Annotated in this window: 22 protein-coding genes; 16 read left to right on the top strand and 6 right to left on the bottom strand. The window is 36.8% G+C overall.

The genetic code is table 11. The annotated features are described in order from the left end of the window. Positions 1 to 125 precede the first annotated feature (125 nt). The gene (locus FW780_RS19610) at positions 126 to 1,109 is read left to right on the top strand and encodes an aldo/keto reductase (protein ID WP_149835307.1); all 984 of its coding nucleotides are present in this window, start codon (positions 126 to 128) and stop codon (positions 1,107 to 1,109) included. Positions 1,110 to 1,312: 203 nt separating this feature from the next. Next, a complete protein-coding gene (locus FW780_RS19605; RefSeq protein ID WP_149835306.1) occupies positions 1,313 to 2,281 on the top strand; it encodes a cyclase family protein in 969 nt (322 codons plus the stop codon). Positions 2,282 to 2,756: 475 nt separating this feature from the next. Here FW780_RS19605 and FW780_RS19600 read toward each other — a convergent pair whose 3' ends face one another. The 3 genes from FW780_RS19600 to FW780_RS19590 form a co-directional block, all read right to left on the bottom strand. Continuing rightward, positions 2,757 to 3,200 (bottom strand): carboxymuconolactone decarboxylase family protein, encoded by a 444-nt coding sequence (locus FW780_RS19600; protein WP_149835305.1) that lies wholly within the window; start codon positions 3,198 to 3,200, stop codon positions 2,757 to 2,759. Positions 3,201 to 3,207: 7 nt separating this feature from the next. After that, positions 3,208 to 3,639, bottom strand: a complete 432-nt coding sequence (locus FW780_RS19595; protein WP_241676949.1) for a DoxX family protein — start codon at positions 3,637 to 3,639, stop codon at positions 3,208 to 3,210. 63 nt (positions 3,640 to 3,702) lie between these two features. Beyond that, entirely contained in the window at positions 3,703 to 4,275 is a 573-nt protein-coding gene (locus FW780_RS19590) for a Crp/Fnr family transcriptional regulator (protein WP_149835303.1), read from the bottom strand. A 66-nt stretch (positions 4,276 to 4,341) separates the two neighbouring features. Between FW780_RS19590 and FW780_RS19585 the strand changes: the two genes are divergently transcribed. From FW780_RS19585 to FW780_RS19570, 4 genes are all read left to right on the top strand, one after another. After that, positions 4,342 to 4,707: a DUF1304 domain-containing protein gene (locus FW780_RS19585; RefSeq protein WP_047382705.1), complete on the top strand. Its 366-nt coding sequence runs from the start codon at positions 4,342 to 4,344 to the stop codon at positions 4,705 to 4,707. Between the two features lie 542 nt (positions 4,708 to 5,249). Beyond that, positions 5,250 to 6,500, top strand: coding sequence for a quaternary amine ABC transporter ATP-binding protein (locus FW780_RS19580; RefSeq protein ID WP_149835302.1), 1,251 nt, complete (start codon positions 5,250 to 5,252; stop codon positions 6,498 to 6,500). A gap of 1 nt (position 6,501) precedes the next feature. Further along, positions 6,502 to 7,329, top strand: a complete 828-nt coding sequence (locus FW780_RS19575) for an ABC transporter permease (RefSeq protein WP_047382701.1) — start codon at positions 6,502 to 6,504, stop codon at positions 7,327 to 7,329. Position 7,330: 1 nt separating this feature from the next. Continuing rightward, the gene (locus tag FW780_RS19570; protein WP_149835301.1) at positions 7,331 to 8,185 is read left to right on the top strand and encodes a glycine betaine ABC transporter substrate-binding protein; all 855 of its coding nucleotides are present in this window, start codon (positions 7,331 to 7,333) and stop codon (positions 8,183 to 8,185) included. A gap of 71 nt (positions 8,186 to 8,256) precedes the next feature. On the opposite strand, the gene FW780_RS19565 is transcribed toward FW780_RS19570, so the two are convergent. Next, the gene (locus tag FW780_RS19565; protein WP_149835300.1) at positions 8,257 to 8,646 is read right to left on the bottom strand and encodes a winged helix-turn-helix transcriptional regulator; all 390 of its coding nucleotides are present in this window, start codon (positions 8,644 to 8,646) and stop codon (positions 8,257 to 8,259) included. Between the two features lie 92 nt (positions 8,647 to 8,738). Here FW780_RS19565 and FW780_RS19560 point away from each other — a divergent pair, with 92 nt between their 5' ends. Both FW780_RS19560 and FW780_RS19555 read left to right on the top strand, forming a co-directional pair. Further along, entirely contained in the window at positions 8,739 to 9,728 is a 990-nt protein-coding gene (locus FW780_RS19560; protein WP_149835299.1) for an NADP-dependent oxidoreductase, read from the top strand. A 3-nt stretch (positions 9,729 to 9,731) separates the two neighbouring features. Continuing rightward, entirely contained in the window at positions 9,732 to 10,208 is a 477-nt protein-coding gene (locus tag FW780_RS19555; RefSeq protein WP_149835298.1) for a cupin domain-containing protein, read from the top strand. Between the two features lie 321 nt (positions 10,209 to 10,529). On the opposite strand, the gene FW780_RS19550 is transcribed toward FW780_RS19555, so the two are convergent. Next, positions 10,530 to 10,991: a thioredoxin fold domain-containing protein gene (locus FW780_RS19550; protein ID WP_149835297.1), complete on the bottom strand. Its 462-nt coding sequence runs from the start codon at positions 10,989 to 10,991 to the stop codon at positions 10,530 to 10,532. After that, complete coding sequence (locus FW780_RS19545) at positions 10,988 to 13,057, bottom strand: TonB-dependent receptor plug domain-containing protein (protein ID WP_174774480.1); 2,070 nt, start codon at positions 13,055 to 13,057, stop codon at positions 10,988 to 10,990. Before FW780_RS19545 ends, FW780_RS19550 begins: the two co-directional genes overlap by 4 nt. A gap of 122 nt (positions 13,058 to 13,179) precedes the next feature. Between FW780_RS19545 and FW780_RS19540 the strand changes: the two genes are divergently transcribed. From FW780_RS19540 to FW780_RS19505, 8 genes are all read left to right on the top strand, one after another. Beyond that, positions 13,180 to 14,331, top strand: a complete 1,152-nt coding sequence (locus FW780_RS19540) for a homogentisate 1,2-dioxygenase (RefSeq protein ID WP_149835296.1) — start codon at positions 13,180 to 13,182, stop codon at positions 14,329 to 14,331. Between the two features lie 182 nt (positions 14,332 to 14,513). Next, the gene (locus FW780_RS19535; RefSeq protein ID WP_149835295.1) at positions 14,514 to 16,025 is read left to right on the top strand and encodes a succinate CoA transferase; all 1,512 of its coding nucleotides are present in this window, start codon (positions 14,514 to 14,516) and stop codon (positions 16,023 to 16,025) included. A 216-nt stretch (positions 16,026 to 16,241) separates the two neighbouring features. Next, on the top strand, positions 16,242 to 17,516 hold the full coding sequence (locus FW780_RS19530; RefSeq protein WP_149835294.1) for an acetyl-CoA hydrolase/transferase family protein: 1,275 nt from the start codon (positions 16,242 to 16,244) through the stop codon (positions 17,514 to 17,516). 138 nt (positions 17,517 to 17,654) lie between these two features. Continuing rightward, the gene (locus FW780_RS19525) at positions 17,655 to 18,437 is read left to right on the top strand and encodes a hypothetical protein (protein ID WP_149835293.1); all 783 of its coding nucleotides are present in this window, start codon (positions 17,655 to 17,657) and stop codon (positions 18,435 to 18,437) included. A 243-nt stretch (positions 18,438 to 18,680) separates the two neighbouring features. Further along, positions 18,681 to 19,811 carry a 4-hydroxyphenylpyruvate dioxygenase gene (hppD, locus tag FW780_RS19520; RefSeq protein WP_149835292.1) on the top strand — a complete coding sequence of 377 codons (1,131 nt, stop codon included), beginning with the start codon at positions 18,681 to 18,683 and terminating at the stop codon, positions 19,809 to 19,811. 71 nt (positions 19,812 to 19,882) lie between these two features. Continuing rightward, positions 19,883 to 20,344: a hypothetical protein gene (locus FW780_RS19515; RefSeq protein ID WP_047424524.1), complete on the top strand. Its 462-nt coding sequence runs from the start codon at positions 19,883 to 19,885 to the stop codon at positions 20,342 to 20,344. Between the two features lie 53 nt (positions 20,345 to 20,397). Then, positions 20,398 to 21,645 carry a fumarylacetoacetase gene (gene fahA, locus FW780_RS19510; RefSeq protein WP_149835291.1) on the top strand — a complete coding sequence of 416 codons (1,248 nt, stop codon included), beginning with the start codon at positions 20,398 to 20,400 and terminating at the stop codon, positions 21,643 to 21,645. 170 nt (positions 21,646 to 21,815) lie between these two features. Further along, positions 21,816 to 22,640 (top strand): flavin reductase family protein, encoded by an 825-nt coding sequence (locus FW780_RS19505; protein ID WP_149835290.1) that lies wholly within the window; start codon positions 21,816 to 21,818, stop codon positions 22,638 to 22,640. The last annotated feature ends 16 nt before the right edge of the window (positions 22,641 to 22,656 follow it).

Here is a 22,656-nt window from a genome sequence, read left to right as displayed (position 1 = left end):
TTTTTGAAAATATCTGATTTTCATGATACTACAATTGAAACATCGAGAATTTCCCTCCTCTGGAGGGGTGGCGAAAATTCAAAGAATTTTTGACGGGGTGGTTTACATAACAATTTTATAACAAAATGGAATACAGAAAATTAGGAAATACCGATTTAGAATTATCAGCAATCACACACGGAGCATTTGCAATCGGAGGAAATATGTGGGGAGGTAATGAAAAGCAGGATTCTATCAATTCTATTCATGCATCATTGGATCATGGAGTAACTTCTATCGACACAGCACCATTCTACGGGTTCGGATTGAGTGAAGAAATGATTGGTGAAGCGATCAAAGGAAAAGACCGTTCAAAAATCCAGCTTTTAACAAAATTCGGATTGGTATGGGACGGAAGTAATAAAGGAAAAGGAGAATTTTTCTTTGATGCTGAAGATGAAGGAAAAACAATTCCCGTATATAAATTAGCTTCCAAAGAAAACATCATCAAAGAAGTTGAAGAAAGCTTAAAAAGATTAGGAACAGATTATATTGACCTTTTACAGCTCCACTGGCCCGACAGCACAACGCCTATCTCCGAAACTATGGAAGCTATGGAGTTATTAATTCAACAGGGAAAAATCCGTACTGCAGGAGTAAGTAACTATAGCGTGGCACAGATGGAAGAAGCTAACAGAACTTTAAAGCTTGCCAGCAACCAGGTTTCTTACAGTATGCTGAACCGTGCTATTGAAAACGATCTTGTTCCCTATTCATTGGAAAACAATTCAGGAATTATCGTATACAGTCCAATGGAAAGAGGTCTTTTAACCGGTAAATATTTCAAAGAAAACCAATTAAAAGACAACGACCACAGAAACGGATATTTCTCACAGTTTGATCTGAATAAAGTGAAAACTTTCTTAGAAAAAATTGAACCTATTGCACAGGAAAAAGGAGCCAGTCTCTCTCAGCTGGTATTAAGATGGACTACTCTACAGCCGGCAATTACCGTAATATTGGCAGGAGCCAGAAATGCACAGCAAGCCATTGAAAATGCAAAAGCAATGTCTATTGATCTTTCTCAGGAAGAATTAAGCTTCATAAACTCAGCTTTGAGCGAAATTTAATGTAAACGCCGGAAGGGGTAAGCTATTGATATCGGATAATAAATGGATTGGTTTACAATTTAACTTCAATTGTCATTCCGACGAAGGAGGAATCTCATTGTTACCTACAGAATAATAGAATCCCTTTAATTATCAATACAATAATATAACCTCCCTCCTCCAGCATTCCGCTTCCCTCCCCCTTAACCTCAAACCTCATAAAAATGAAAAATAATCTGATTAAAATATTCGGGTTAGCAACCTTATTGACTATCAACAGCATCTCTTTAAATGCCCAGACCCTTGTAAATCCGGAAGATAAATCATGGTATCCATCTGCTTACGGAGCGCAGGACGAAATCGGAGCCGCTAATCTACTGACTCCTGAAGTTGTAAAACAAGCCCTTGGATTAGTAAAACAAGGTAAAACATTAGCTCTTGCAGTTCCTATTGATAAAAATCTTCCAGCCTTTAGACACAGAAGCTTCAATTTATACAATATTCAGCCTGGAGAACAGGGTGGAAAAAGCATAGGTCCTAATAAATTCACCTTCAATGACGAACTGGTCAACGGATGGACGGGAGTGGGAACACAGCTGAACGGTATCGGACACATCGGTATTGACAACATTTACTATAACGGAAATAAAGCGACAGATTTTGTAACCGTAGAAGGCGTAAAAAAATTGGGTGTGGAAAAAGTACCTCCTTTCGTAACCCGAGGTGTAGTGCTTGATATGACTGCACATTATGGTAAAGCAATTGTACCTGGAGGAACAGAATTTACGGTAGAAGATATCAAATCTGTTTTAAAGAAACAGGGACTTACCCTAAGAAAAGGAGACATCATTCTTTTCAATACCGGATGGCTTGAATTGATCGGTAAAAACAATCAACAGTTCTTAGAAACGGAACCGGGCATCGGAATGGATGCTGCAAAATGGCTTGCCGACCAGGGAATCGTAGCTTTTGGAGGAGACACATGGGCTTCTGAAGTCTATCCTAATCCGAAAAGTAAAGAAGAATTCCCTATCAACCAGTTTATGCTGGCTAAAAAAGGAATTTATAACCTGGAACTCATTGATAGCCGTCCATTGGTTAAACAAAAAGTATGGGAATTTTTATTCGTATTGGGACAGCCTTTATACGTAGGTTCTACTCAGGTGAATGTAAATCCTGTAGCAATTTATTAAATTAAATGCTTACAGTATCAGGTTGTTTAAACTTTTATACTCATTATTTTAAGCACAAAAGTTTTAAATACTTAACTTTTTTCAGAACCGGACCTTATGCGTAATAAGTACACCTAAGTTTTGTGAAAATCTTTGGTTTTCATCTTGTGTGAACTTTTATGCGGTTTCATTTTAAACTTACTTAAGCAAACTCAAGTGGATTAAAATGAAACCTTTTGTGACTTTTGTGGTTGGGTAAAATTCAAACAACTTTTATATCCGAGAAACAGAGAGACAATGTAATTCTGGTTTAAAAAATAAAATGAACCTTAGAATTTATTTTTAGAATAATACCTAAACTGTGTTACATTGTCACTTTGCATCTTATAGTAAAACGGCCTTTCAAAATTGAAAGGCCGTTTGGTAAAAAGTAAATATCCGTAGATGATGCAGGCTTCATCAACTTCCACCTTCATTTCCCTGCTTCATTACTTCATTATTTTGCAATCGGAAGATGAGTACTCACTGCAATTCTGTTCCATGCATTAATTGTAATGATAGCCATAATGATCTGAGCGATCTGGTTATCATCAAAGAATGATTTTGCCTTTTGGAACGTTTCTTCAGTTAATCCGTTTTGACTAATCAGCGTAATTTCCTCTGTCATTGCCAAAAGTACCTGTTCTTCTTCTGTAAAGAATTCTTTTGCTTCCGTCCATCCGTTCAGAATGAAAATTCTTTGAGGAGTTTCACCATACTTAATCGCATCTTTTGTGTGCATATCAAGGCAAAAAGCACACTTATTAATCTGTGAAGCCCTGATCTTAATTAATTCTTTCTGAATGTGTGTTAAAGAAGTTGTCTGTAAATACCCTTCTAATCCCATCATCGCTTTATAAGCTGCTGAATCTACTGTTGCAATATTTAATCTTGCGCTCATTATATTATTATTTTTTGGTTAATTGATCTATACTTAAAGAATAATGTTGTTGTACTGCCAATAAAAGAGCGGCTGCACTTCCTACCCATACAGAATAGTTGAGCGGAGCTTTAGGCCCTGAAGCAATAGTCATGGATATGGCAAAAATCAACAGCAGAATACAGCTTCCATACGCTGCAATTCTAGTTTTAAACCCTGCAATAAGCATCAATGGAAAAAGGATCTCGAAGAAAGTAGCGGCATATGCTGAAAACGTACTCATTGTTTCCGGGAGAAAAAACGTCAGCTGTCTTGTATATTCTTCAAAGTTCGCCATATTTCCCCATGATGAATTTTCTTTGCTCCATAATCCAAACCGGTCTGCCACTGCAGAAAGCATAGTTACAGCAAGAGCAAGTCTTAAAAATAGCTGTGGAAATTGATTTTTTGTATCTGTCATTGTATTGGCTTTTAATAACATGACAAATTTCCGACTTATAATCCGTAAAAATCTTAAACTGGTTTAAGATCGTAATTTTGCTCTGATTTCACTCAGATATTCCGGAGTAAGATTCAAAAAGGAAGCAATAAGATATTGAGGAATTCTTTGAATAAACCATGGATATAAGGTACTGAAATGCATATAAAGTTCTTCTCTGGACATTTCATATAAATAACGGATTCTACGCTCTGAAGCGGCATACGCTCTTTGATAGATCATCCGGAAATACCGTTCCATGGCAGGATGTTTTTTTAACAATTCTTCCTGACGCTCCAGATCAATTACCAGAATAGAAGAATGTTCCACTGCCTGTATAGAAAAATCTGTTGGTATCTGTCTTTCATAAGCAAATGTATCTGTAATCCACCAGTTTTCAATGGCAAATTCTGTAGTCTGCTCTACCCCTTTTTCATTGATAAAGAACTTTCTCAGGCATCCTTTCACAACAAAATACATCGTTCGGCAGACCTCTCCTTCCAGCACCAGATTTTGTTTCTTTTTTACATTCAATACCTCGAAAAATGATACAATAGAAATATATTCTTCATCAGTGATGGTAATAAATTTATTTAAATGTGCTTTGAATGGATCCATTGTAAGAATTAATACTCAAACTTAACTTTATTTTTTTAGTTTTACAATTCCAAAAAACAATAAATCATGGACATTGTTGCAAAAATTTTGATCGCCTTAGTCGCAATAGAACATATCTACATTCTGTGGATGGAAATGTTTGCCTGGGAAACAAAAGGAAAAGAAGTATTCAAAGCTGCTTTGCCTGCAGAAATGTTTAAACCCACCAAAGGACTTGCTGCCAATCAGGGACTTTATAATGGTTTTCTGGCTGCCGGACTCATCTGGTCATTTTTAATCAAAGATCCGCAATGGCAGACTAATGTGGCATTATTCTTTTTAGGTTGTGTAGCAGTGGCTGGTATTTACGGAGCAATTTCTGCTACAAAAAAAATATTCTTTGTACAGGCACTGCCCGCAATATTAGCAATTATTGCCGTTTTACTGAAGTAATTTCTTTGATTATACTGTAATCATCCTCTTACAATATATCGTATCAATATTCCCTTATCTTTAATAATAAAAGGAACAGATTACGGTAAACCCTCTCATTCCATAACCAGACTTAAAACCAGCTTCTTACGTCCAAAAAAATCCATTTAATATATAATTCGTAAATTTGCATCGTCATAAAAAATTGATACACAGGTTTTTTACGATGATCTGTATTTTGATGAAATGCAGAAATTCAAGTTGTTCAGTACACATATCTGTAATTACCTCATCAGTAATTTAATTGTAGAATCTATGTAAAAGATTAACTTCTTTTTACATGATACACTCTTTTTCTAGAGTATAATCTAATTGAAATATTAAAAAATAAACATATGGCCAAATGGTCTGTATGTACCTATTTTTTTGTTAAAAGCTTTTATCATTATAAGCTTAACAAATTATTTTATCCTATCGTCATCAGCAGAACAACTAAAACCAACAGTGTATAATGAATTGGTGTACAATTTTTTATACGATTTATTAATTCAAAAATTCTGAATATGGAAAAAAATGAGAACAGTAGAAAAGTAAAACTTAAAGTTGAAGATCTGACTATTATTTTTGGTAAAAACAAAGAAAAAGCACAGGAACTTTTAGACAAAGGCTTTTCCAAAAAAGAAATTCTTGAAAAAACAGGCTGTACCATTGGAATCAACAAAGCAAGTTTTGAAATCTATGAAGGAGAATTTTTTGTCATCATGGGATTATCAGGGAGCGGAAAATCTACTTTATTACGCTGCCTCAACAGGCTGAATGAGCCCACGTCAGGAAAAGTATACATCAATGACGATGATATTACCGGCAAAAACAATAAGGAACTTCTGGAAGTAAGAAGAACGGAAATGAGTATGGTATTTCAAAAATTCGGATTACTGCCCCACCATACTATTTTGGATAATGCAGGTTTCGGATTGGAAATAAGAGGAGAAAGCAAAGCTTCCCGGGATGAAAAAGCACAGAAAGCACTGGATATTGTAGGATTAACCGGCTTTGAAAACCAATATCCTTCCCAACTTTCAGGAGGGATGCAGCAAAGAGTAGGATTGGCAAGAGCTTTGGCCAACGATCCTGAAGTATTACTAATGGATGAAGCCTTTTCTGCACTGGATCCATTGATAAAATCTGAAATGCAGGATCAGATGCTTGAACTGCAGAATACATTACAAAAAACCATTGTCTTCATTACCCATGATTTGGATGAGGCTATTAAAATCGGAGACCGTATCGTCATTATGAAAGACGGTGTCATAGAACAGATAGGAACCGCCGAGGATATTTTAACCAATCCTGCCAGCGACTATGTGAAAGCTTTCGTAGAGAAAGTAGACCGTAAAACAATTATCACTGCAAAATCTCTTATGTTTGATAAAGCCACCGTGGTACGATTCAGAAAAGATGGTCCGGAAGGAGCTTTAAGAAAAATGAGAGCAACCGGATTAGAAAATTTACCTGTAGTAGATTTTCAAAATAAATTTCTGGGCTTTGTAACCCTTAACGATGTGGTCCGAATTGCCAAAAAGAAAGAACCTACAGTAGAATCAATTATCAACAGCAATGTTCCTTCGGTCTATCCTGAAGTTACAGTAGAAGAAATGCTGCCGTTGATTTCCGGAAGTAAATCAGCCATCGCCGTGATTGATGAGGACAACAAATTTTTAGGCCTTGTCACCCAGTTATCTCTTGTCATAGAAGCAACCAAGTTTAACGAAGAAGAAATTATTGAATTAAAAGAAATCGCAAACAACCAATAAGATGAATAAAACTATAGATATAGGTCAATATGTAGAAACTGCAATCAATTGGCTCACAGAAAATGGGAAACCTGTATTTGATGTTATAAAACATGTAGGAAATTCCTCTATCATGGGAATTGAATGGATTCTCACAAACACACCCTTTTATGTAATCATTCTCTTTTTTACATTACTGGCGCTATGGAAAGCAGGAAAAGGTATTGCGGTAGTAACTGCTGCCGGATTGAGTTTAATCTTTTTAATGGGATTATGGAAAGAAACCATGGAAACACTGGCACTTATTTTTGTATCAACCATTACTGCTCTTATCCTTTCTATTCCTCTCGGAATTCTGGCAGCTAAAAGCAAAATAGCAGACAAAATCATCCGCCCTTTACTTGATTTAATGCAAACTATGCCGGCATTTGTGTATCTGATTCCTGCCGTACTGTTTTTCAGTATCGGTAAAGTACCCGGAGCTTTTGCAACCATCATTTTTGCAATGCCGCCCGCGGTACGGTTAACAGCATTGGGAATTGAAGCCGTTCCAAAAGACATTGTGGAGGCAGCCAGAGCTTTTGGAGCAACCAACCGTCAGATTTTGTTTAAAGTAGAGCTTCCTTTAGCGATGAAAACGATTTTGACCGGAATCAATCAAACCATACTTTTATCATTATCCATGGTAGTGATTGCAGGAATGATTGCCGCGGGTGGTTTAGGAGAAAAAGTACTGGAAGGAATTAATAATCTGGATATCGGATTAGGATTTGAAAGTGGATTATCCGTTGTGATTTTAGCCATTATCCTAGACAGGATTACCCAGGGATTTGTAAAGAAAAAGCAATAAGATGAAACAATTAAAATATCTGTTTTTACCAGTTTTAATGATGGTATTTGCCACATTAAATTCGTGTGAAAATATAAAAAACTCTAAATATATCACCATCGGAATGGTAGATGGCTGGGCGGAAGATGTTGCCATGACCCATGTTGTAAAAGCTATTCTGGACCAGCAGGGCTATCATGTAATTATTCAAAAAGCCTCTACAGATATGATTCTGGCTTCGATGAATAATGAAGATACAGACCTTTTCATGGGGGTCTGGCTTCCTTACACGCATGCTAAAAAGCTTGCTAAATTTCCGGGATTAACTCATCTTGGAACCAATTATGATAACGGACGTATAGGATTGGTTGTTCCGGAATATGTTCCTGTTAATTCTATTGAAGAACTTAATCAACATAAGGATCAATTCAATCACAGAATTATCGGAATTGAAAAAGGGGCAGGATTAACCACCGGAACTGATAAAGCGATTATTGATTATCAACTGGATTATCAGCAGATCAATTCCTCTACCATTGCCATGATCACCGAGTTGCAAAATGCCATACAACGTAAACAATGGATTGTGGTAACGGGTTGGCAGCCCCACTGGATGTTTGGTAAAATGAAGCTTAAGTTTCTTGATGATCCCAAAAAGATATTTGGAGAATCAGAACAAATTAAAACATATTCAAGAAAAAGCTTTGGTAAAGATCATCCGGAATTGGCAAAATTCTTTTCTAAAATCCATTTTGATGATACCAATATGGCTGATCTTTTAGTTCAGATGGAACAGAGTAAAAATAAAGAAGCAGCTGCCAAAGAATGGGTGGAAGAACATTCTGAACTCGTACAGTCGTGGCTAGATAAAAATTAATATAAGGATACAATTTAGCATTCTTAAAATCCTCAACCCTACTCCGGGTCTGAGGATTTTTTATTGGAAGTCTAAGATTCCGAAGAATTCATAGATTCCTTGATCTTTTCTCTATGAAGTATTCCCCAGTTCACCAATGTTTCCGTCACAGGAAAAACAGACTTCCCATATTCAGTCACAGCATACGTTACAGTGATAGGTTTTGTATCCTGAATAGTTCTTGTGATCAGAAGATTGGTTTCCAGTTCTTTCAATTCTTTGCTCAGCATTTTTGCAGAGATTCCTTCAATATTGCGTTCCAGCTTTTTAAAATGAATCATCTGATCAGGTCTGTTGGTCAGATACCGTAAGATCATCAGTTTCCATTTTCCTCCTAAAACATCTAGACTGTCCCGCATTGCGAACAATTCTTCAGTACAGCTGGCTTCTCTTTCGATGCCGTTTTCAATAATTTTTGCCATAATAGTTTCATGAAGGTAACTAGTTACCATTAGTTAACTAGTAGCAAATATAAACTATTCCCTCTTTACATTTGTGTATCAAATCAAAACATATGAAAGCAGTTATTTTAAATAAAAACGGAAATCTGGAAGATGGTTTTACCGAACAGCCCAAACCTAAAGACCATGAAGTTTTAATTCAGATTAAAGCAAGCGGTTTCAATCCCATAGACTACCAAATGCTGGAAAATGAATTGGAACGGAAGCTGATCAGTTCTCCCATATTAGGAAGAGAATTATCCGGAATTGTTGTTGACAGAGGTTCCGAAGTTAAAGAATTTAAGATTGGTGATGAGGTCTATTGTGGCAGCGGCTCCATGGGAAGCAATGGTACTTATGCCGAATATATTGCTGTTCCTGAAGCTATTGTTTCTTTTAAACCAAAAAATATTTCGTTTGAACAGGCGGCTTCTATTCCTTCTGCAGGACTCACCTCTTTGCAGATCTTTAACCGTCTGAAATTAAATCCAGAAAATACAATTCTTGTCACTGGTGCAGCCGGAGGCGTTGGCTCATTTTTGATCAAACTTTTATTGGCACATAATATCCGACAGGTCACAGCAACCGTTGGCAGTGAAGAAAATAGACAACTGCTTTGCAATTTAGGATTAAAAAACCACCAAATCATTAATTACAAAGATGAAAATCTTATTGAAAACCTTTTAAAAGCCAATAATGATCAGCCTTTTGAATATGGAATTGATCTCGTAGGAAATTACATGTCAGAAGTGACTGCTAATGTTTTAAAAATTAACGGCACTTACGTAGACGTAACAGCTTTGGTTAATAAAGATGCCCACGAAGTTCTTTTCAATAAAGGAACGCTGATCATGAATATCTCCAATTATACCTATGGTATGATTAAAAAATACGAATATTATAAAAACAGTTTACTGGAAATAAAAAAACTCATTGAGAACGAAACTATTCTTCCACCACAACATAAACTCGTAGGAAACCTTTCTCTGAACACAGTTCTGCAGGCACACTCTATTTTAAAAAATAATCAGACCCAGGGTCATAAACTTATCATGAAACATTAATCTATGAACAAAATACCAAGACGAATCGTAACAGGAATTAAAGAAGGAAAATCAATTATTATTGAAGACCAACAGGTAGAAAACGCTGTAGAACATTTTCCAGGACTCATCATTTCTGATGTGTGGAATACCCAAACAATGCCGGCAAGCTTAGAATTTGAAAACAGAATTCCCAATACCGGATTTCCGCAAACTCCAAAAAATGGCACTTACTTTCGATATGTAGTCGTTCCGCCTGATAAAGATTTAGGAATAGAATGGAAAAAGAATGAACCTCATCCAATGATGCATCAGACACCAACACTGGATTATATTATCATTCTTTCCGGTGAGCTTTACCTCATCATGGAAGAATGCGAAACACTTTTAAAACCGGGAGATATCGTCATTCAAAGAGGTACCAATCATGCGTGGAGCAACCGTTCTGATGAGCCTTGTATTCAACTGGCAGTATTGATAGATGCAGATGGAGAGAATTAAAAGATTTAAAAATTGAATGATTTAAAGATTGGGATAATTCTCACAAATTTTAAAAGCTCAACCCGCTATAAAATCTGTGCGATCTGTGTAATCTGTGGGAAATAAAAAGAAGACCTTTTAAAGTTGAACAACGCAAAGACGCAAAGATATTTCCTTTTAACCCGCTTTTAAGACGCAAGGATTTTATCTTCGATAAAATTGTGTGTTCCTAATACTATATAGATTAATCCTTGCTAAAAATCTTTGATTTTCTTGCGCCTTAAAACAGCATATTATAAAATTTCTTTGCGCCTTTGCGTTTCCCAACAAAAAAACAATATCTTACAAAGCAGAGATCTCCAACAGTTTCTGCTTCATTTTTTCAGGCGTCATCTGCCCTTCTTGGTAATACACCAGATTCTGATGTTTATCCAAGAATACCCACAAAGGATAAACAGGTTGATTTTTATTCTTTGACAATGCCAGCGCCAATTCATGAATTCCGGAATTTCCATTCTGCAGATATTCAAATTCCTGATTCTGAAAATGAATCGTTTCCTTCGTCTTCTCCGCTTCAAAATTGATAAAATAAAAATGTTCATTCATCATTCCTACCAGTTCTTTATCTTTACTCAAACGATAAGATTCAATTTTACAGACTGCACACCAATCTGTATACAGATGAATCACTACAGGTCTGGATTCTTTTTTTTGCTGAACCTCCCATTCAGAAAAAGTGCCTGTCTTCATCTGAGACAGATAAAAACAGGGCACTAACATTAAAAATAAAGTTATTTTTTTCATTTCAAAGTATATTTTACTCCCAGAAAGCCTCTGATACGCTGCATTGGAGCATAACCATATGCGGTATCAAAAGTATAATGATTAGGATTGTTGACAGGATCATCAACATTTTTATCAAATGGGTCAAACGGCCTCATCAAAGGATCTTTAGGTGTAAAATTGAATAAATTCTTAATTCCGCAGTACACTTCAAATCCTGATTTGAAACTCTTGGATACCTGAATATTGGCCAGAGAATAGAATGGTGAATACTCAGGTCGATAATCATTCTGCAGAACAGGAAGCCTCATTGGCCCGTAAAACTGTCCTGTAAAATCTATGGTCAGATTGCTTGGAAATTTATACGTCAGATTGTACGTCCCACTCCACTTTGGGGCATGCAGCTGCTGTGCTTTTTGATTTTCATTATCAAATTTTTGATACACATCAAGGTAAGTCACTCCAAGATTGACACTCAGCGGAAACTGAAATGCAAAATCAATGTTCAGGGAAGCACCTCTTGAAATTCCATATCCATGAAGGTTGTCATAAATAATTTTATTGGGATCAGAATCAAAATCCCCCACAATTTTATTACTGAAATAAGTATAAAATGCAGAAGCATCAAGATTCACCAAACGGTTTCCTACAGGGATTTTCCAGATATAGTTCAGGTTTCCGTTTACTGATCTTTCCGGCTTAAGATCAGTTTTTACCACCACTTCCCTTGAACCAGTCAATGCAGCATGATCTTCTGTAAATAAGTTCACCACTCTGAATCCTGTTCCAAAATTGAAACGCAGTGTATGGTAAGGATTAGGTGAAAACTTCCATGCTAACCTCGGCGAATGCACAGAATGATGTACTTTATCATAATCATATCGGTATCCAAGCAGCAAGGTATTTTTATCATTAATTTCCCATTGATCCTGAATAAAAGCGCCCCAGATCGGAGACTTCATCGGTGCGTTGGTGATTCCGTCTGAAGCTAATGTTCCCGGAGTATTGTCATCGTAAAAAGTTCTTTTAAAAGTAAGTCCGGCTGTGATATCATGTTTTCCGAAGCTTCTGTCCCAATAAGTTTGAACAAAAGCAACTTTCTGTGTTGCATTAAATGGATTTGATCCGTAAAATGAATTCTGGTCATGATAATTGTAAGAAAACTGAGTCACAATATGCTCCTTCATCGGCCATTCATACAATCCAAAAATCTCTGCTCTGTTGGTATAAATACTTTCTCCGTAAACCTGATCACTGCCACGATAAGATTTGTTCCACTGCATTTCTCCTCCAAAACGGTCTTCATACAGATATCTCATCGCAAAACTCGCCTGCCTGTTTTCCTTTCTTTTAAAATTCCATTTGTTAAAAACTGAAATTCGACTCTGTAACGTGGCATCTGTAAAATTATCTTTGTTCTGGTCTATTCTTTCCTGAAAACTGAAATAATTTAGACTTAATAATGAAGCGGCATTCTTTCCTACGTTAAATTTTGTGGAGAGATCAAGATTATTCTCACTCCATGTACTTGTCATCATATCTACACTTAGCTTAGGAGCTGTCAAAGCATTTTTAGTAATAATATTAATTACCCCTCCCATCGCTTCAGAACCGTAAATAGATGATGCCGGACCTTTTACTACCTCTATTCTATCCACCAGACTATTTGGAATTCCACTCAAGCCATATACGGTAGAAAGTGAACTTACAATTGGCATTCCGTCAATTAGAATCATCGTGTAAGGCCCTTCCAATCCGTTAATGTGAATATCACCTGTGTTGCACACGGAACAATTCAACTGAGGTTTTACCCCATTCACCATAGCAATGGCTTCAAAAATACTGGGTGTGGGATTTTTCTGAAAAAATTTCTGACTATAGATCTCTACAGCGACAGGACTTTTGGATCTGCTCATTGGTTTTATAGTACCGGTAACCACTACATCCTCGATGTTACTTGTCTTGATTTCTCTTTTGGTAACTCTGGCAGAATCCAGACTTTTATTGGGTTTCAAACTTAAGCTGTCTGTCTCCTGCGCAAAACAGTATGATGATAAAAAAGTAATAGAAAATAATATTCGCTTCATGAAATTCTAATTGTTAGACAAATCTAACAATTATTTTTTAAATACAAAACTTTAGCGAAAAAATATAGAGTAAGCCAATTCATGAAAAATGATTAAATTTGAGAAACTACATACGAAGTAAAATGAGATATCATCTAGCGGGAAATATCCCACCAAAAAGACATACAATCTTTAAGTCTCCTGAAGATAAATTTTACTATGAACAGCTATTCGGTACAGAAGGCTTCCATGGTATTTCTTCTCTGTTATATCATATCCACCGCCCTACACAGATTAAATCTATCGGTGAGCCGAAAGATGTCACTCCAAAAATAGCCGTGGAAAAAAACGTTGCCCCAAGAATGTTTAAAGGGATGAATGTTACTCCTGAAGACGATTTCATGGACAGCCGAAAAATCCTTTTGATGAACAATGATCTTAAAATGGGATTGGCTAAGCCAAGAAAATCGATGGATTATTTCTACAAAAACGCTGAGTGTGACGAACTTTTATACGTTCATCAGGGAACCGGAATTTTAAAAACATTTGTAGGAGATCTTGAGTTCGCTACCGGAGATTATCTTATTATCCCGAGAGGAACCATCTATCAGGTAGAGCTGAAGTCTGATGATACAGTCTTTTTTGTATTAGAAAGCCACTCTCCTATTTATACTCCGAAGAGATACAGAAATGAATTCGGACAGCTTTTGGAACACTCTCCTTTCTGCGAAAGAGATATGATTGCTCCTACTTACAAAGAACCTGTTGACGAAAAAGGAGAATTTCTGATTAAAGTTAAAAAAGAAAACCAGATTACAGATTTTATCTACGCAACACATCCGTTTGATGTAGTAGGCTGGGATGGATACTTTTATCCTTATAAATTCAATATTAAAAACTTTGAACCTATTACCGGAAGAATTCACCAACCGCCACCGGTTCACCAGAATTTTGAAGGCCACAACTTCGTAGTGTGTTCATTCTGTGCGAGAATGTATGATTATCATCCTCAGGCAATTCCTGCGCCTTACAATCACTCTAATATTGATTCTGATGAAGTATTATTTTATACAGAAGGAGACTTTATGAGCCGTAACCACATTGACCTGATGGACTTTACCCTTCACCCTGGAGGAATTGTACACGGTCCTCACCCAGGTGCTATGGAAAGAAGTATCGGTAAAAAATTCACAGAAGAATATGCGGTAATGGTAGATCCGTTCCGTCCTTTAAAAATCACTGAAGAAGCATTAAAAGTAGAAGATCCTTCTTATAAAACTTCATGGTTAGAATAAAACAATAGCAATACTTTCTTTTAATTCAAAAAGTATTACTGAATACATACAAAAGACGCTTTAAATCCTTTATTTAAAGCGTCTTTTTTCGTAAATTTGTGAGGTATGGTTAACATATTAGCCATCATTATTTTTCATGACGCATCCTAAGTAATGGTGGTTTAAAACAAAATCAATATTACATGTTAGAAAGAATCAGATTAGAAAGTCTACACCAAAAAGTAACCACAGCGGAAAATGCTGTAAAAATCATTAAAGACGGAATGACCATTGGGTCCAGCGGCTTTACAAAAGCAGGTGACAGCAAAGCAATTTTGCCGGCACTGGCAGAAAGAGGAAAAACAGAAGACCTTAAAGTCACTTTAATGACCGGAGCTTCACTAGGTCACGGTACCGACGGAAAACTGGCAGAAGCCAATGTTTTAAAGAAAAGAATGCCCTTCCAGGTGGATCCTATCTTAAGAAACAAGATCAACAACGGTGAAATTCTCTTCATCGACCAACATTTAAGTGAAAGTGCCGAACTTCTCCACACCAAAAACCTTCAGAGCATTGATGTAGCCATTATCGAAGCGGCTTATATTGAAAGAGACGGAAGCATTGTTCCCACTACTTCTGTGGGAAATTCCGTAACCTTCGCTGCTTTGGCTAAAAAAGTAATCATCGAAATCAACACTGAAGTTCCGGAAGAAGTCTATGGAATCCATGATATCTACCAGGCTGAAGATTATCCATACAGAAATGTTATTCCTATTGTGGCGCCATGGAACAAAATCGGCAGAAAAAGTATTCCGGTAGATCCTGAAAAAATTGAAGCCATAGTCTTTACCAACCGTAAAGACAGTCCGGCAGATATCGCAGAACCGGACGAAAAGACGACAGCTATCGCCAAACATCTTCTTGCATTCTTTGAAAATGAAGTTCTTTTGGGACGTCTTACAGACAGATTACTTCCTCTTCAGGCAGGTATCGGTAAAGTGGCCAATGCAGTTCTAACCGGATTCAAAGACAGTAATTTCTATGATCTGACGATGTTTTCCGAGGTGCTTCAGGACAGTACATTTGATCTGATAGATTCCGGTAAACTAAGCTTTGCATCAGCATCATCCATTACCGTTTCTCAAGAATGCTACGAAAGAGTCTTAGGAAATCTTTCAAAATATAAAGAAAAGTTCGTTTTAAGACCTCAGAATATCTCTAATACTCCGGGGCTGATCAGAAGATTAGGAGTCATAGCCATCAACACTGCTATTGAATTTGACATCTACGGAAACGTAAATTCAACCCATATCGGAGGAACGAAAATAATGAACGGAATCGGAGGTTCCGGCGACTTCGCAAGAAATGCTTATTTAAGTATTTTCGTGACTCAGGCCGCTTCAAAAGGCAATAATATTTCTCACGTTCTTCCTATGGTTTCTCATACGGATCATACAGAACATGATGTTGATATTCTGGTAACAGATGTGGGATTGGCAGACTTAAGAGGTCTGGCACCTAGAGAAAGAGCGCAAAAGATTATTGACAACTGTGTTCATCCGGAATATAAGGAAGAATTACAATCTTATTTTGACAGAGCCTGTGAAATAGGAGGACACACCCCTCATTTGCTTGAAGAATCATTCAGTTGGCATTTAAGATTCTCCGAAACAGGAAGTATGAAGCAGAAAACAATGGCTGAAACGGCCAATTAAGAGTAAATCAATTTTAAAACAAGAATAAAAGGACTGAATGCCAATGCATTTGGTCCTTTATCTTTTAAACTGAACCTGTTTCATTCTGCATGACAAAAGTCTGTATAATATCCTAAAATATTTGAAATAGGTAAGGTTATAAAGATTATCTTTGAAAGAAGAGAGGTATTTTATGAGGCAAAAAAATACTACGAACACCCTATAAAAAGATAAAGTATGAATAATTACATCAGCGCAGAAGAAGCAATATATACAATAAAAAGCGGAAACCGTGTATTTTTCCACGGCAGTGCATGTACTCCCAATTATCTGATTGATGAACTCGCAAGACAGTCTCACCGATTGCAAAATGTAGAAATGGTCTCCATTACTCAACAAGGCAATGTGGAGATTGCAAAACCGGAATACAAAGACAGCTTTTTCATCAACTCTTTATTTGTTTCCACACCTGTACGTGATGCAGTGAATTCTGACAGAGGAGATTTTGTTCCTGTCTTCCTAAGTGAAATTCCTATTTTATTCAGAAAAAACATCCTGCCTCTGGATGTAGCAATTGTCACAGTATCCCCTCCGGACAGACATGGTTTCTGTACGTTGGGAACATCTGTAGATATTGCCAGAGCAGCAGTGGATACCGCAAAAACCATTGTTGCCATTGTTAATCCCAGAATGCCCAGAACACATGGTGACGGTATGATCCACATCAGCAGAATTCATAAACTGGTTTGGCATGAAGAGGAACTTCCAACAGTAGATTATGGCTCAAAAGTAGGCCCCGAAGAAATGCTCGTAGGAAAAAATGTAGCTGAACTGATTGAAGACAGATCTACCCTTCAGATGGGGATCGGGACGATTCCTGATGCTGTTTTAAAATGTCTTACCAACCACAAAGACCTGGGAATACATACCGAAATGCTGAGTGACGGGGTTATAGACCTCATTCAGGATGATGTGATCAACAACAAATATAAAGGGTACAACGATAATAAAACTATTACCAGTTTCTGCTTCGGAACCAGAAAGCTTTATGATTATGTAGATGATAATACTGTATTTGCCTTCAGAGATGTGAGTGAAGTAAATTTCCCGATCAACATCATGAGAAACAAAAAAATGGTTGCCATCAACTCTGCCATCGAAATAGATCTTACAGGACAGGTGTGTGCCGATTCTATAGGAACAATGCAATACAGTGGAATTGGAGGACAAATGGACTTTATGCGTGGTGCTGCATTAAGTGACGACGGAAAACCTATTATTGCTATTACTGCAAGAACGAAAAAAGGAATTTCCAGAATCGTTCCTTTTCTTAAACAGGGGGCTGGTGTGGTAACCACAAGAGGACATATTCATTACGTTGTTACTGAATACGGAACGGCTTATCTCTATGGGAAAAACCTTAGACAAAGAGCGCAGGAACTCATTAGCATTGCCCATCCGGACGACAGAGAAATGTTGGAGAGAGCAGCCTTCGAGAGATTTAAACACTGATAATCAAATGGTAAGGATTTCCAAATTATTTTTTATCTAAAACATCAAAACATATTTTGAACCCACACCCGCAAAATCATATAAAAAAGCCAATCTTTTGGCAGTATTTTTGATAAAACTCATTCAAAAACAAGGAAATTGAAAACTATATATAATTCGATACGAGAAGAAGTTATAAAGCATTCCAAGGTAAGGAATTCTGTTTTGGGGAATGTGAATGAATGGAAGAGAAGCCATTATATTATTCTTTCCGAAATTATTAAAGATGAACTCTCTGGAGCGGAAGAGCTGAAAGGAGGAAAAAAATTTGAAATCGGAAATACCATTTCACACGTGACCCTGCAGCGTTTTTTTGAAAATGATTATCAGGATAAAACCCATAATGATCTCAGGTTTCTGAAAACACTGGATAAAATCTGTATTTTCTTAGGCTATAAAGACCTTAACGACTATATTCTATCCGTAAGACATAAAAAACAGAACAATGAGGAAACTGATAATCAGTCACATCTTACACAGATGGTTTATGATTACTGTGCTGCTGCTTTTGAGTTTTATAAGCTGTTTCCTACTCACAATACTGAACTTTTAAAAGATCTGGTATTTGATGATTCCCCGTTTCTGGAAAGAGCGTCACAATTCAGTAAAGAACTGTGTGATAAGGATTTTCATCTAGTTACTAAAAACAACCGATCTAACTATGAAGTTTTTGATATTCATATCGTTACAGATGAACCAGACAAGAAAATACTGGAGTCTCAGGAATTCTGGAATCTTCTGTTCAAAGTGGGAGAAACTGGAGAAGAGCATTTTGTCAACCAGCTGAGTACCCAAATCTACTTCATCCGGAAAATAGATAATACCTGGAAGATATGGGATAATTATAATCCCGATGCAGGGCTGTTAAACAGAAAAATTTAAACAATATAAAAAGAAAGCCGTAGAGAATCTCTACGGCTTTCATGTTTCGAAATATTTTTTTCATTTGTCTTTTGTAACACAAATGTAAGTAGCCGATTTCAAACGTAAGAAACTTAAATATACTTAAGTAAACTCTTCTTTAACGTTATGTTAAATATATTCAATGATTCCAAGGGAATATTTTCGCAATGTCTAAGAATTTTGTAATTTGCATACCAATAAAATAAAAGTAAAAGAGAAAATATGTCAACACTTACATTTGCCGAGAAAATAGCTCAAGCAGAAAATTTCTTACCAATTAACGGTACAGATTATATTGAGTTTTATGTAGGAAATGCAAAACAGGCTGCCCATTATTACAAAACCGCTTTCGGTTTTCAGTCTGTAGCTTATGCGGGTCCTGAAACAGGAGTAAGAGACCGCGCATCTTATGTGCTTCAACAGGGAAAAATCAGATTGGTATTAACAACAGGACTTAAGTCTGACTCTCTTATCAACGAACACGTAAAAAAACATGGTGACGGAGTAAAAATTTTGGCACTTTGGGTAGATGACGCTTATGCAGCTTTTGAAGAAACTACTAAAAGAGGCGGTAAGCCGTATTTAGAACCTGTAACATTAACTGATGAGCATGGTGAGGTAAGAATGTCTGGTATCTATACCTATGGAGAAACCGTTCACATGTTTGTGGAAAGAAAAAATTACAACGGAGCTTTCATGCCTGGATATGAAAAGTGGGAAAGTGATTATAAGCCTGAAGAAGCAGGTTTATTGTATGTAGACCACTGCGTAGGAAATGTTGACTGGAACAGAATGATCCCGACTGTAGAATGGTATGAAAAAGTAATGGGATTTGTAAACATCCTTTCTTTTGATGACAAGCAGATCAATACAGAATATTCTGCTTTGATGTCTAAAGTAATGTCCAACGGAAACGGATTTGCAAAATTCCCGATCAACGAACCTGCTGAAGGTAAAAAGAAATCTCAGGTAGAAGAATATCTTGATTTCTACGAAGGAGAAGGCGTACAGCACATCGCTGTAGCTACAAAAGATATCATCCACACTGTAACGGAATTAAAAAAACGTGGTGTAGAGTTTCTTTCTGCTCCACCAGAGGCTTATTACGATATGGTTCCTGAAAGAGTAGGCCATATTGATGAAGATCTTAAAAAACTTCAGGATTTAGGTATACTTATTGATCATGATGAAGAAGGGTACTTATTACAGATCTTTACCAAGCCTGTAGAAGACCGCCCTACTCTATTCTTTGAAATTATTGAAAGACACGGTGCGCAGAGTTTTGGTGCCGGAAATTTCAAGGCTTTATTTGAAGCATTAGAAAGAGAGCAGGAAAGAAGAGGTAATCTTTAATTTTACATTAAAAAATATAGGTTTTGTCAGAATACAGTATTCTGGCAAAACTTTTTTATAAAACACAGTATATGAGAAAACTTTTGATCGGGATTTCCCTTTTAGGAACTTTAGGGCTTCAGGCACAATATGGTTCTTTGAATGAAATCCTTAACCGACTTGAACAAAGAAAAGGCATCAATCAGCATCTTGAAAATGTAAATATTGACAACAAAAAATTCGTTTTCATCAAAGATGAGGCAGATCATACGGAACGGGACTTTATTATTATCAAAGGGAACAATGCCACTTATGTAGAAGTTTTCGATGATAAAGCGACAGGAGAAAGCAGTTCTAATGTTTTCACCGGTGATATCGTCAGGAAAAAAAATATTATTTCTTTAAGAGCAGATATGCTTGAAAATAAAAAAATCCCAATGCCTGTTACGAAAACATTATTGTTGACCCAGCAGGATAATATTCTGTATCTCATCGATGTCAATACCAGAGACAGATGGATAGATGAAGCATCTTACTCAAAAAAGGCAAAATAAATGTTCTGAGAAATATCTCAGTGATATTTTAAATCTAACTAAAATCTAAACTTATGAAATCATTTGTAGACTATTCCTCAAACTCGGATTTTTCTATACACAATATTCCTTTCGGAGTCGCAGTTTTTAACAAAGAATATATCGGATGCTGTACAAGAATCGGAGATCAGGTAATTGATCTTGCTACTTTGTACGATCTTGGTTATTTTGAAGATATTGAAGGATTAGACGACAATGTTTTTGAAGCATACACCATCAATGAATTCATCGAACTGGGTAAACCCGTTACCAATGCTGTTCGTACTAAAATTCAGACATTATTACAGGAAGGATCAACTCTATCAAAAGATCAGAAAACCATAGAAGAAGCTTTCTACGACCTGGATAAAGTAAAAATGATGATGCCTGTTCACATCCCGAACTACACAGATTTTTACAGCAGCATCGAACATGCTACCAACGTAGGAAAAATGTTCCGTGATCCTGCAAACGCTTTATTGCCTAACTGGAAGCACTTACCGGTAGGTTACCACGGGAGAGCATCTTCAATTGTAGTATCCGGAACAGAAATCAACCGCCCGAAAGGTCAGACGAAACCTGCTGATGCAGATAAGCCTGTGTTCGGACCATCTCAACAACTGGATTTTGAATTGGAAATGGCTTTCATCATCAACAAAAACACAGAGATGGGAGAAAGTATTTCTACTAAAGAAGCAGCTGATGCCATCTTCGGAATGGTTGTTTTCAACGACTGGTCTGCAAGAGATATCCAATCTTGGGAATATGTTCCGCTAGGGCCATTCCTTGCGAAAAACTTTGGTTCTTCTATTTCTCCATGGGTGGTTACTCTTGAAGCTTTAGAACCATTCAGAACAGCATCACCAGTACAGGATCCTGAGGTTTTAGAGTATTTAAAATTTGAAGGGGATCAAAACTATGACATCAACCTTGAAGTCTATCTTCAGCCTGAAAACGGAGACCAAAACCTAATCTCCGAAAGCAACTACAAACACATGTACTGGAATATGAACCAGCAACTGGCACACCACACCGTAAACGGATGCAACGTAGAAGTGGGTGATATGTACGCCAGCGGAACCATTTCCGGAAGTGATCCAAAATCTTTCGGTTCTATGCTAGAATTAACATGGAGAGGACAAAATCCTTTATCATTAAGCAACGGTGAAGAAAGAAAATTCATTGAAGACAATGATACCGTTACGATGAAAGCATGGGCTGAAAAAGATGGTGTAAGAGTAGGCTTCGGTGAAGTTTCCGGTAAAATTATTCCAACACTTTAATATAAAAAATTAATCATTAAATGCTTCGACTCCGCTCAGCATGACATCGCTGGAATTAAACTGTAAAACAGTTAGTATTAGAGGTGTCATGCTGAGCCATAGTCGAAGCATACTTTTTAATATCATTTGAATACTTAACTTAATCCTAGTTAAGTGTTAAAAGCAAAAATATGAAAACAGTAATCCCCTCCGAGATAACCTCCGTACAACTTCAGACCATCATGCAGACGGCTGTTTCACCACGACCGATTGCTTTGGCATCTACGGTGGATAAAGATGGTACCATCAATTTATCTCCCTTCAGCTTTTTTAATATGTTCAGTACGGTTCCTCCGATTTTGATTTTTTCACCATCAAGAAGAGTACGTGACAATACAACAAAGCACACATTGGAAAATGTTCTTGAAGTACCGGAAGTTGTTATTGGAACCGTAAATTTTCCGATTGTACAGCAGATTTCATTAGCATCTACAGAATATGAAACCGGAGTCAATGAATTTATTAAAGCCGGACTTACCATGAAAGATGCTGATCTGGTACAGCCTAAACTGATTGAAGAATGCCCTGTCAACTTTGAATGCAAAGTTTTAGAGGTAAAATCATTAGGAGATCAGGGTGGTGCCGGAAATCTTGTGATCTGTGAAGTTCAGAAAATTCATATCAGAGAAGAATATCTGAATGAAGCCGGAAATCTGGATCAGAAAAAACTGGATATGGTTGCCCGTTTAGGCAGTAACTGGTACTCCAGAAGTAATGAAAACAGCCTTTTTGAAGTTCCAAAACCTTTGGTAACAAAAGGAATTGGCTTTGATCTTCTGCCTGATGCTATTAAATACAGTAAAGTATTTACAGGAAATGACCTTGGAATGCTTGCCAATACAGAAGTATTACCTGCCGGAGAATTTCATGCGGATGACAATATTCATCTTAATGCCCAGAAGCTGCTTCTGGAAAGTAAAGTGGAAGAAGCATGGACCATTTTGACAATTAAATAATAAAAAAGAAGCCTGA

Source organism: Chryseobacterium sediminis (assembly GCF_008386505.1).
GTDB classification, from domain to species: domain Bacteria; phylum Bacteroidota; class Bacteroidia; order Flavobacteriales; family Weeksellaceae; genus Chryseobacterium; species Chryseobacterium sediminis.
Note: the sequence above shows the minus strand (reverse complement) of the source record. Positions and strands in the feature narration are given on the sequence as shown.